The organism is Psychrobacter sp. P2G3 (genome assembly GCF_001593285.1).
In the GTDB taxonomy this organism is placed as follows: Bacteria; Pseudomonadota; Gammaproteobacteria; order Pseudomonadales; family Moraxellaceae; genus Psychrobacter.
On sequence record NZ_CP012529.1, the window covers coordinates 465,180 to 476,132 of the forward strand.

Annotated in this window: 8 protein-coding genes; all 8 read left to right on the forward strand. The window is 44.2% G+C overall.

Going from position 1 to position 10,953, the window contains the following annotated elements:
• Positions 1–86: 86 nt before the first annotated feature.
• The 8 genes from AK823_RS01970 to AK823_RS02005 all read left to right on the forward strand — a co-directional run bounded on the left by AK823_RS01970 (position 87) and on the right by AK823_RS02005 (position 10,951).
• Positions 87–833 (forward strand): amino acid ABC transporter permease, encoded by a 747-nt coding sequence (locus tag AK823_RS01970; RefSeq protein ID WP_068325779.1) that lies wholly within the window; start codon positions 87–89, stop codon positions 831–833.
• On the forward strand, positions 830–1,501 hold the full coding sequence (locus AK823_RS01975; protein ID WP_068325780.1) for an ABC transporter permease subunit: 672 nt from the start codon (positions 830–832) through the stop codon (positions 1,499–1,501). Before AK823_RS01970 ends, AK823_RS01975 begins: the two co-directional genes overlap by 4 nt.
• A gap of 261 nt (positions 1,502–1,762) precedes the next feature.
• Positions 1,763–2,494 carry an amino acid ABC transporter ATP-binding protein gene (locus AK823_RS01980; RefSeq protein ID WP_068330068.1) on the forward strand — a complete coding sequence of 244 codons (732 nt, stop codon included), beginning with the start codon at positions 1,763–1,765 and terminating at the stop codon, positions 2,492–2,494.
• A gap of 213 nt (positions 2,495–2,707) precedes the next feature.
• Positions 2,708–3,961 (forward strand): FAD-dependent oxidoreductase, encoded by a 1,254-nt coding sequence (locus AK823_RS01985; protein ID WP_068325781.1) that lies wholly within the window; start codon positions 2,708–2,710, stop codon positions 3,959–3,961.
• A gap of 308 nt (positions 3,962–4,269) precedes the next feature.
• Positions 4,270–6,027, forward strand: coding sequence for an AMP-binding protein (locus tag AK823_RS01990; RefSeq protein ID WP_068325782.1), 1,758 nt, complete (start codon positions 4,270–4,272; stop codon positions 6,025–6,027).
• A 369-nt stretch (positions 6,028–6,396) separates the two neighbouring features.
• Entirely contained in the window at positions 6,397–8,154 is a 1,758-nt protein-coding gene (locus tag AK823_RS01995; protein ID WP_068325785.1) for an AMP-binding protein, read from the forward strand.
• Between the two features lie 138 nt (positions 8,155–8,292).
• The gene (locus AK823_RS02000; protein WP_068325788.1) at positions 8,293–9,903 is read left to right on the forward strand and encodes a carboxyl transferase domain-containing protein; all 1,611 of its coding nucleotides are present in this window, start codon (positions 8,293–8,295) and stop codon (positions 9,901–9,903) included.
• A gap of 253 nt (positions 9,904–10,156) precedes the next feature.
• Entirely contained in the window at positions 10,157–10,951 is a 795-nt protein-coding gene (locus AK823_RS02005; protein ID WP_068325792.1) for an enoyl-CoA hydratase/isomerase family protein, read from the forward strand.
• Positions 10,952–10,953: the final 2 nt, after the last annotated feature.

Here is a 10,953-nt window from a genome sequence, read left to right on the forward strand (position 1 = left end):
TAGCCGACTCATGCGCTTAGGTATTAGGTAGTCATTAAGTTCAACCTAGCGCATGAGTCTATCTTCCGTTGCTCGGAGAGACAAAAATGAATTATAGCTGGAACTGGGGTGTGCTCTTTGAGCACACTGGTATTGGTAATGAGCTGTACATACATTGGATGATTACCGGCCTTGGCTGGTTGTTATTGATTGGTAGTATTGCATGGGCGATTGCCATGGTTATTGGTACCATCTTTGGTATCATGCGCACTTTGCCAAGCAAGACGGCTCGCAGTATCGGCACCGCCTATGTGACTTTTTTTCGTAATATCCCTCTATTAGTTCAATTATTCTTTTGGTTCTATGTCGCCCCCGGCTGGCTAACACCTGCCTTACAAGAATGGTGGTATAAAGACTTATCTCCAAATACCTCAGCTATGCTCTCAGCGAGTATTGGTCTTGGCTTATTTACCGCTGCGCGTATCGTTGAGCAAGTGCGTACGGGTATCCAGTCATTGCCACAAGGTCAAATCAACGCCGCTTATGCATTAGGCTTTAGCGTCCCGCAAGCTTATAAAGAAGTCTTGTTACCACAGGCATTTCGCGTCATTCTACCGCCACTTAGCTCTGAGCTGACAAACTGCTTCAAGAATGCTTCAGTGGCATCTTTGGTTGGCGTAATGGAGCTGATTAGCCAGACCAAAACCATTAGCGAATATACGCAAAATAACCTTGAAATTTATACTTACGCGACCGTGATTTATTTGGTGTTTAACCTGTCTTTGATAGCTATCATGGGTTTGATTGAGCGCAAACTGCGTGTACCAGGGCTTATTGCAGGGAGTCAGAAATGAGTATGATGACCGAACTTGCAACGGCCTATCCAGGTCTAATGGGTGGCATGCTGACCACCTTAAAAGTATTGTTCTTAGCCATTCTCGGTGGTATCAGTTTAGGAACGGTACTCGCTTTGATGCGGCTATCTGGTATTAAGATATTAGAAGTACCAGCCAAGCTGTACGTCAATTACTTTCGTTCTGTACCGTTGCTATTAGTATTGCTATGGTTTTATTTTGCCGTACCGATGATCTACTTTTGGGTAGCTGGTAAATACTTACAACTTGATGCAGCCTTTGCCTCGTGCGTCGTTGCCTTTATGATGTTCGAAGCCGCCTATTTTTCAGAAGTGGTGCGTGCGGGTATTCAGTCTATCGGTAGTGGGCAAGTAAATGCCGCAAAAGCTTTGGGTATGACTTATGGGCAGACCATGCGCTTAGTCGTGCTACCACAAGCCTTTCGGAAGATGCTGCCACTTATTTTGCAGCAATGTATTATTTTATTCCAAGATACGACATTGGTATTTGCTATCGGTTTGACAGACTTTTTCCGTGCAGCCTACGTACGTGGTGAGCTGATGGGCTTATTAACGCCTTATATTTTAGGAGCAGGAGCGGTGTATTTTATCATCAGCTTAAGCGCTTCTATTGGCGTACAACAAGTGCAAAAACGTTTGAGGTTCTAATAACTGAAGTTTGAATTTCTGAGATTTTAATTACAGGTTCTAGTAATAGCTATTTATGAATAAATTTTAATAAAAAGCTATTGCCTAGAATTTATGAGAGTAACCAATAAATATCTTATGAAATATAACTATATTTCATAAAGCTACATTTAATAAAATTATCCAAAATACGACGGTTAGGAGCCAGTGATGAGTAGTGCTGATACGTATACAAATGACTTTGGCGGACTGGTTACCAATAACGGCCATGCTAGTGATGAGATGGTCATTCAAATGACTGACGTCAGCAAATGGTATGGTGACTTTCAAGTTTTGAGCGACTGTTCTGCCCACGTGCACAAAGGTGACGTGGTGGTGGTCTGTGGGCCATCGGGTAGTGGTAAATCTACTTTGATTAAGACCGTCAATGGACTTGAGCCTTTTCAAAAAGGTCAGATTATGGTCAATGGCATCTCAGTCGGTGCGCCAAAGACCGATTTACCTAAGCTGCGCAGTAGCGTTGGCATGGTGTTTCAACATTTTGAATTGTTCCCGCATTTGACTATTATTGATAACTTAATGGTCGCGCAAATTAAAGTATTAGGCCGTAAAGAAAGTGAGGCTAAACAAAAAGCGATGGCGTATCTGGATCGCGTAGGACTGACCGTACAAGCAGCGAAGTATCCGGCCGAATTGTCCGGTGGTCAGCAGCAGCGGGTAGCGATTGCACGTGCGCTGGCGATGGATCCAGTTGCAATGCTGTTTGATGAGCCAACCTCAGCACTTGATCCGGAGATGATTCAAGAGGTGCTGGATGTCATGGTAGAGCTGACCCGCGATGGTATGACGATGATGTGTGTCACTCATGAGATGGGCTTTGCTAGTCAGGTAGCTAATCGTATTATCTTTATGGATGAAGGCTATATCGTTGAAAACTGTAGTAAAGATGAATTCTTTGAAGGTGCGAAAAGTGATCGTGCGCAAATGTTCTTATCAAAGATTCTTAATCATTAAAATGTAGCCCTATGAGTCATTTTTAAAGCGTCTATAAATAGGCGCTTTTTTGTGGGGGTAGATTTATATCTTCAATATTAATATTGATATGAGTAACTACATCGTGAGCGACGTGGGAGAATAGATGAGTGAATGGCTGTTTACTGATACAATAAGGGCAATTATATTTGGCAAAATCTGATAAACACAATAATTAAATTAATAGGAGCTTGTATGAGTGCAGAACGTTCATCTACATCGAAAGGTGTGGTCATTATTGGTGCAGGGTTGGCCGGCTGGCATGTCATCGATGCAATTCGTGCGAAAGATAAAGACATTCCAATTACCTTGATTACCGCTGATAGTGGCGATCGTTATCATAAGCCAATGCTAACAATGGCAATTAGCCAAAACAAAAGCGCATCAGATTTAGTGAGAGCTACGGGTAATGATGCAGCAGAGGCTGCGAATATCAATTTACTTGCCAATACTGAAGTTAGTGATATTGATGCTGCCAGTCAGCAGTTATATCTTGTCTCTGCTAATCGCTCAGATCCAGCTAACACGAGTTACGCAACGATCAGCTATGACAAGCTAGTGCTAGCAATGGGTGCTCACCCTATCTTTCCGCAAAGCTTGCCAGAGGATTTGGTTTGGCATGTCAATCATATTGAGCGCTTTGGTCAACTGCAAGAGAAGCTGGCAACCGGTAGTCAGCATGTTGCCATTGTTGGGGCTGGCATGGTTGGGACAGAAATAGCAGAGGACTTGCTGAAGGCTGGTCATGAAGTGACGCTGATTGACTTAAATGATGCACCACTTTCACAAATGCTACCGCCAAAAGCCACAGCTCGTATTGCTCAAGCGGTCAAATCACAAGGGATTAATTTTTTGGGCAGTTGCCAAGTGTCTGATGTTACTCGTAAAGATAATGGTAAATTGCAGGTCAGTTATGAGCCGCTAGCGTCAGAAACTGACACTGACACTGACACTGACACTGACACAGAAGCAGACAGTACCGCTGCTCAACAACGTGAGCCGCTTATTGTGGATCATGTGATTGCCAGTACAGGCTTGCTCGTCGATGATAAATTGCCCGCCGCTGCTGGGGTTGAATTCAATCGCCGTACCGGTATCGTGGTCGATGCGACAACGTTGCGTACTAATGCCTCCAGTATTTATGCCATTGGTGATTGTATGTCTATCAATGGGGTTGCCTGTCGTTATGTTGCACCGCTGCGTGCGCAAGCTGCGACCATTGCTGATGATATTTTAGGTCATGAGCATGATGGCTATGAACATAAGCCGCCGATGATTCGTCTAAAAAATAAAGCCATTTCTGTGATGGTTACTGGGGTTCCGCAAGCTGCTGGCAATTGGCAGGTAAAGACTGAGACTGATGAAGAGTTAATCATGGATTTGCTAGATGATAACAACGAAGTCAGTGCGACAGTGACCATTAAAGCGCCTGTCATGCCTAAAGCTTAATTATTAAAAAATCTCTACACCATAGCCAGTGCTGCAATTCTAATGCAGCATTGGCTTTTTTTATGTCTATCGCATCTTTTATATCACTCGCTAACATGATAATACGTCGCATCAATCCTAATCGATACGTGCTGTATCAGTTATGATTGACAGTCTTTCGTTTAAGGCGCTATATTGGTTAGGGCATGATTTAACTATACTGTCTAGTTATAAAGAATATTCAAGGAGGAATATTGTACTTACCTTAGCAGCGCATTAAATGCTCATAAGGCAATAATAAAACTAACAGCAAAACGAAAGGACTCGTTATGACTCAGCTCACCAATTTCGACAATATTCTTAATAATGTTCCCAAAATTAATATAGGCGCACGCTCGGCAAATGCGCCACTGTCCCAAAGCCATGATAAAGGACTTGATGTACCGCTGATTGAGGCGACCATCGGTGATTTTTTCGATGCCATTGTCAATAAATATCCTGAGCGTGAAGCTTTAGTTTCTCGTCATCAAAATATCCGTTGGACTTACCGTGAGCTACAGGAGAAAGTCAATCAGTTAGCCAGTGCCATGATTGAGATGGGGCTTGAGATAGGTGATCGTATCGCTATTTGGTCGCATAACAATGCGGAATGGCTGCTGATGCAATTAGCAACAGCAAAAATCGGCGTCATCTTAGTCAATATCAATCCTGCTTATCGAACTTTTGAGCTGCAATATGCGCTGAATAAACTGGGCTGCTCGGCCTTGGTATTGATGCGTCATTTTAAAACTAGTGATTATACGCAAATGATTCGCGAGCTATGTCCTGAAATTTATCATAAAAGCTATAATCAGCTTGATTTGGTCGAAATTCCTACCATTGAGCGCATTATTTGGATTGATGAGCCAGAGAGTGATGAGGACTTTAATTTTATGCAAAAGTTCTCTACGTGGATGGCAGAGGGTGATGCAAACGACCCTCGCGTAGCGGAACGCCAAGCCCAGCTCAAAAACACCGATGCTATTAGTGTGCAGTTTACCAGTGGCACGACCGGCACACCGAAAGGCGCTACCTTAACGCATCGCAATATCCTAAATAACGGCTATTTTATGGGCGAAGGAATGAGGCTGACAGAGGAGGATAGGCTATGTATCCCATTGCCGCTTTATCACTGCTTTGGCATGGTGGGTGGCAATTTAGCCATTTTAACCCATGGTGGTTGCGCGGTGTATCCCAATGATGGTTTTGATCCGCTAACGGTATTGCAAACAGTGGAAGAAGAAAAATGTACTGCTCTACTTGGCGTCCCGACGATGTTTATCGCGGAACTCGATCATCCAGAATTTAATAGCTTTGATTTGTCCAGTTTGCGCACGGGTATCATGGGCGGTTCAAGCTGTCCTATCGAGGTTATGCGCCGTGTCATGGATAAGATGCACATGAGTGAGGTGACCATTGCTTATGGCATGACCGAGACCAGTCCAGCTTCTTGTCAGACTAGCTCGCAAACGCCACTTGAAAAGAGAGTGTCCACAGTGGGGATGGTGCTACCAGCGCTTGAGGTCAAAATCGTCGATACCGAAACTGGTGAGGTCGTCCCGATTGGAGAGACGGGCGAGCTACTGACATATGGCTATGCGGTCATGAAAGGCTATTGGGGTAGCCGTTTTAAAACACGTGCGGCAATCACTGATGGCTGGATGCATACGGGTGATTTGGCAACGATGGACGAAGATGGTTATATCACGGTGGTTGGGCGTAGTAAAGATATGATCATTCGTGGCGGCGAAAACATCTATCCAGTAGAAGTCGAAAACTATCTCTATCGCCATCCTAAGATTCGTGATGTACAAATCGTCGGCGTGCCTGACAACAAGTATGGTGAAGTATTGGCTGCATGGATTATTGCCAAAGAGCAAGGTAGCTTAAGCGAAGAAGAGATAAGGCAATTTTGTCGTGACCATATCGCTCATTATAAAGTGCCGACCTATTTTCGCTTTGTGACTGAATATCCAATGACTGTGACTGGTAAAATTCAGAAATACAAAATAGTCGAGCAAATGATAGAGGAGTTGGGTTTAGAGTAGACTGTAGTATATGAGTGCTAGCAAAAATAAGGGAGTTATTTATAATCGCTAGTATTATAAAGGCTTACAACTGAATGCTAAAGGCCTAAAGACAGAAGTGTTAAACACTGATAAAGTCAGTTTTATACTACTATACTATAAAGCTGGCTTTTGTATTTTAGGTTATATTAAATATTCATTATTTATCTATGAAAAATTTATTTAACTTATGCTATGCTTTTAAATGATACATATTGTATCGCTATCATTGACAGTCTTTCATTTGAAGCGGTATAGTAGATAATAATATATGATATATATTCAAGGACGAAAAATTAGCTTACGGGCTGTTTTTATATAGAATAAAAAAGTAAAACGAAAGGACTCGTTATGACTCAAAATATTGATTTCGATACTATCTTAGCTAACATTCCCAGCATCAATATGGGTGCACGCTCAGTAAATGCGCCACTTTCTCAAAGTTATGACAAAGGCCCCGATGTGCCGCTGATTGAAGCGACTATCGGCGACTTTTTTGACGCCATTGTCGCAAGATGTCCAGAGCGCGAAGCGTTGGTTTCATGTCACCAAAATATCCGCTGGACTTATAAACAGCTACAAGAAAAGGTCAATCAACTGGCGAGCAGTATGATTGAGATGGGACTTGAGATTGGTGATCGCGTCGGTATCTGGTCGCATAACAATGCCGAATGGTTGCTAATGCAATTAGCGACTGCTAAAGTCGGCGTTATCCTCGTCAATATCAATCCTGCCTATCGTACCTTTGAGTTGCAGTATGCCTTGAATAAACTTGGCTGCTCGGCTTTGGTGTTAATGCGCCACTTCAAGACCAGTGATTATACGCAAATGGTGCGTGAGCTGTGTCCAGAGATTTATCATAAAACTTATAATCAGTTGGATTTGGTCGAAATACCGACGATTGAGCGTATCATTTGGATTGATGAACCAGGTAATGATGAAACCTTTAGTTATATGCAAAAGTTCTCTGACTGGATAAGTGAGGGTGACCCGAACGACCCACGCGTTGCTGAACGGCAAGCACAACTCAAAAACACTGACGCTATTAATGTGCAGTTCACTAGCGGTACGACTGGCACGCCAAAAGGTGCCACGTTAAGCCATCGTAATATCCTCAATAATGGCTACTTCATCGGTGAGGCCATGAATCTCACTGAAGAAGACATATTGTGTATTCCTGTGCCGCTTTATCACTGTTTTGGTATGGTGCTCGGGAATTTAGCCATCTTGACCCATGGCGGTTGTATCGTATATCCCAACGATGGTTTTGAGCCATTAAGTGTCCTGCAAGCGGTCGAAGAAGAAAAATGTACTGGTTTGCATGGCGTGCCAACGATGTTTATCGCGATGCTTGATCATCCAGACTTTGACCAATACGATTTATCCACTTTGCGCACTGGTATTATGGCAGGCTCTAGCTGTCCGATTGAAGTCATGCGCCGCGTCATTGATGAGATGCACATGAGCGAGGTCACTATTGCTTATGGCATGACCGAGACCAGTCCAGTATCTTGTCAGACGAACAAGCATACACCGCTTGAAAAGCAGGTTTCCACTGTAGGACTGGTGCAGCCAGCGCTTGAAGTCAAAATTATCGATACAGAAACGGGCGAGACTGTACCGCTAGGAGAAAAAGGCGAGCTACTCACGCGCGGCTATTCGGTGATGAAAGGCTATTGGGGCGACCGCTTCAAAACCCGCGCGTCCATTCAAGATAATTGGATGCATACAGGCGACTTGGCAACCATGGATGAAGATGGGTACGTCAAAGTGGTCGGTCGTAGCAAAGACATGGTCATTCGCGGTGGCGAGAATATCTACCCAGTAGAGATTGAAAACTATCTGTATCGCCATCCCAAGATTCGCGATGTACAAATCGTTGGCATACCTGACGCTAAGTACGGTGAAGTATTAGCGGCTTGGATTATTCCCAAAGAGCCTGATTGCTTAAGCGAAGAAGAGGTTAAGGAGTTCTGCCGCAATAACATTGCCCATTATAAAATACCAACTCACTATCGTTTCGTCGAAGAATACCCGATGACCATTACGGGCAAAATTCAAAAATATAAAATTGTTGAGATGATGAAAGATGAGCTGGGCTTACAGTAAGCTTGCTGCTTAGGTCTGAAACATTTAGGTTTTAAACATCACGGATTAATCATGTGAGTAACGCTTAAAATAAATAGCAGTTAGAATAACTCGCATAAAAAAGCTACTCGCATTTACGTATCAAAGAAAAGGGATATCATGAGCGCTATCATAACCAGTAAACTGAGTCCAAACGCTGCTGAATTTCAGCAAAACAGTGCCGCCATGCAAGCGGTAGTCGATGACTTATATGTGCACTTGCGTAAAGTCGTCCAAGGTGGTTCAGAGCGTGCACGTGCTAAGCATCTAGCGCGTGGCAAGCTGCTGCCTCGTGAGCGTGTCGAGCGTTTGCTTGATGTGGGTACACCATTTTTAGAAGTGGCTCCGATGGCAGCGCACGACATGTATGGCGAAGATATTCCAGCTGCTGGCGTGATTGCGGGTATTGGCCGTATTAACGGCACTGAGTGTATGATTGTCTGTAATGATGCCACGGTAAAAGGCGGAACTTATTACCCATTGACGGTAAAAAAACATCTACGTGCGCAAGAAATCGCCCAAGAAAACAACTTGCCTTGTGTATATTTAGTGGACTCAGGCGGTGCTAACTTACCCAACCAAGATGACGTATTCCCAGATAAAGAGCACTTTGGTCGCATCTTTTTTAATCAGGCCAACATGAGTGCTGCAGGCATTCCACAGATTGCCGTAGTCATGGGTAGCTGTACGGCGGGCGGTGCTTATGTACCAGCTATGAGTGATGAATCTATTATTGTTAAAGACCAAGGAACCATCTTTTTGGGTGGTCCGCCACTCGTGAAAGCAGCAACGGGCGAAGAGGTCACCGCTGAAGATTTGGGCGGCGGCGATGTGCATACCCGTCTGTCAGGGGTCGTCGACCATTTAGCACAGAACGATACTCACGCACTATCGATTGCGCGTAATATCGTCAGCCATCTCAACCGTCCTGCCAAGCAAGTTCCGAATCAAATCAAACCACGTCCACCTCGCTATGATGCCAAAGAGCTATATGGCGTCATTCCAACGGACAAGCGCAAACCATTTGATATCAAAGAAATCATCGCTCGTATCGTCGATGATAGTGCCTTTGATGAATTTAAGGCGCGCTTTGGTACCACGCTGGTTTGTGGTTTCGCTCATATCGAAGGTATGCCAGTCGGTATTATTGCCAACAACGGCATCTTGTTTAGTGAGTCGGCGCAAAAAGGCACACACTTTATTGAGCTATGTTGTAAGCGTAAAATCCCATTGATATTCCTGCAAAACATCACCGGCTTTATGGTTGGTCGTAAATATGAAAACGAAGGTATTGCTCGTCATGGTGCCAAGATGGTGATGGCAGTGGCCAACGCGAAAGTGCCAAAATTTACCGTCATCGTTGGCGGCTCATTCGGCGCTGGTAACTACGGCATGTGTGGCCGTGCTTATAGTCCACGCTTCTTATGGATGTGGCCAAATGCGCGCATCTCTGTGATGGGCGGCGAGCAAGCAGCATCGGTATTGGCAACGGTCAAGCGTGACAATTTTGACCGTAAAGGCGAGGAGTGGAGTGCGAAAGATGAAGCCGCATTTAAAGCGCCGATTCTCGATATGTACGAAGAGCAAGGTCATCCATATTATGCAACGGCGCGTCTCTGGGATGATGGGGTGATTGATCCTGCCGATACTCGTAACGTACTGGCGTTAGGTTTGAGCGCTGCCTATAACGCACCGATTGAAGAAACTACTTATGGTGTCTTTAGAATGTAGATTGGTATTCTACTTTTGATGAGTGAGTGCTTTAGTTTACAATAAAAACGGTATTACTAAGGCCAGTACGTGACTGGTAAAAATTTTCTTGCGTGCTGTGCCTACGCCGACAGAGGCTGCGAAAATTTCTACCAGTCACCCATTTCTTTTCGAAGATAGAATGACGGTGTTAGAAGTAAAAAAGAACGTGACGCAAAATTATCCGTAAAAAAAGACATGCAAAAGTTACCACAAAACATTGAGATAACTCTATATGAATAATTATAAAAGCCTATTGGTCGATATTGAGCAGCACGTGGCTACGGTAACATTAAACCGCCCTGAAATACGTAATGCTTTTAATGATGAAATGATTGCCGAATTAACGGATGTATTTAACAAGCTTGGCACTGATGATAATGTCCGAGTCATTGTGCTAGCGGCTGCTGGTAAAGCGTTTTGTGCTGGTGCGGATCTTAACTGGATGCGTGCGATGGCAGATTATAGCTATGAAGAGAACCTAGCAGACGCTGATAAACTCGCGCAAATGCTTAAGACCATTTATGAATGCCCCAAACCAACGGTTGCCGCTATTCAAGGGGATGTCTATGCAGGTGGTATGGGTTTAGTAGCCGTTTGCGATGTAGCCATCGCGGTTAAAATTGCGAACTTTTGCCTAAGCGAAGTACGTTTGGGATTGGCTCCTGCAACGATTAGCCCTTATGTTATTAAGGCGCTAGGTGCTCGCGCATCACAGCGCTATTTCTTAAGTGCAGAAGTTTTTGATGCCAAAAAAGCTCAGCAACTGGGCTTTATCCATGAGCGCGTCAGCGAAGAAGCGCTTAATGATGAGGTAGCCACGTTCTGCGCCAAAGTGGTCAAAAACAGCCCGGATGCGGTTAAGACTTGCAAACGTTTATTGCATGAAGTGGCGGGCGCACCCATTAGCGATGAGTTGATTGCCGATACGGTAAAAGGCATTGCTGATATTCGTTCATCAGAGCAAGGTAAAGAAGGCGTACAAGCGTTTCTGCAAAAAAGGAAGCCTGATTGGCTGACAGCAGATTAATA

What these genes read in the sequence shown, in the direction of transcription:
- AK823_RS02000 (WP_068325788.1), top strand. Translation starts at nt 8,293, where the DNA reads ATGAGCGCTATCATAACCAGTAAACTGAGTCCAAACGCTGCTGAATTT.
- AK823_RS01995 (WP_068325785.1), top strand. Translation starts at nt 6,397, where the DNA reads ATGACTCAAAATATTGATTTCGATACTATCTTAGCTAACATTCCCAGC.
- AK823_RS01990 (WP_068325782.1), top strand. Translation starts at nt 4,270, where the DNA reads ATGACTCAGCTCACCAATTTCGACAATATTCTTAATAATGTTCCCAAA.
- AK823_RS01970 (WP_068325779.1), top strand. Translation starts at nt 87, where the DNA reads ATGAATTATAGCTGGAACTGGGGTGTGCTCTTTGAGCACACTGGTATT.
- AK823_RS02005 (WP_068325792.1), top strand. Translation starts at nt 10,157, where the DNA reads ATGAATAATTATAAAAGCCTATTGGTCGATATTGAGCAGCACGTGGCT.
- AK823_RS01980 (WP_068330068.1), top strand. Translation starts at nt 1,763, where the DNA reads ATGGTCATTCAAATGACTGACGTCAGCAAATGGTATGGTGACTTTCAA.
- AK823_RS01985 (WP_068325781.1), top strand. Translation starts at nt 2,708, where the DNA reads ATGAGTGCAGAACGTTCATCTACATCGAAAGGTGTGGTCATTATTGGT.
- AK823_RS01975 (WP_068325780.1), top strand. Translation starts at nt 830, where the DNA reads ATGAGTATGATGACCGAACTTGCAACGGCCTATCCAGGTCTAATGGGT.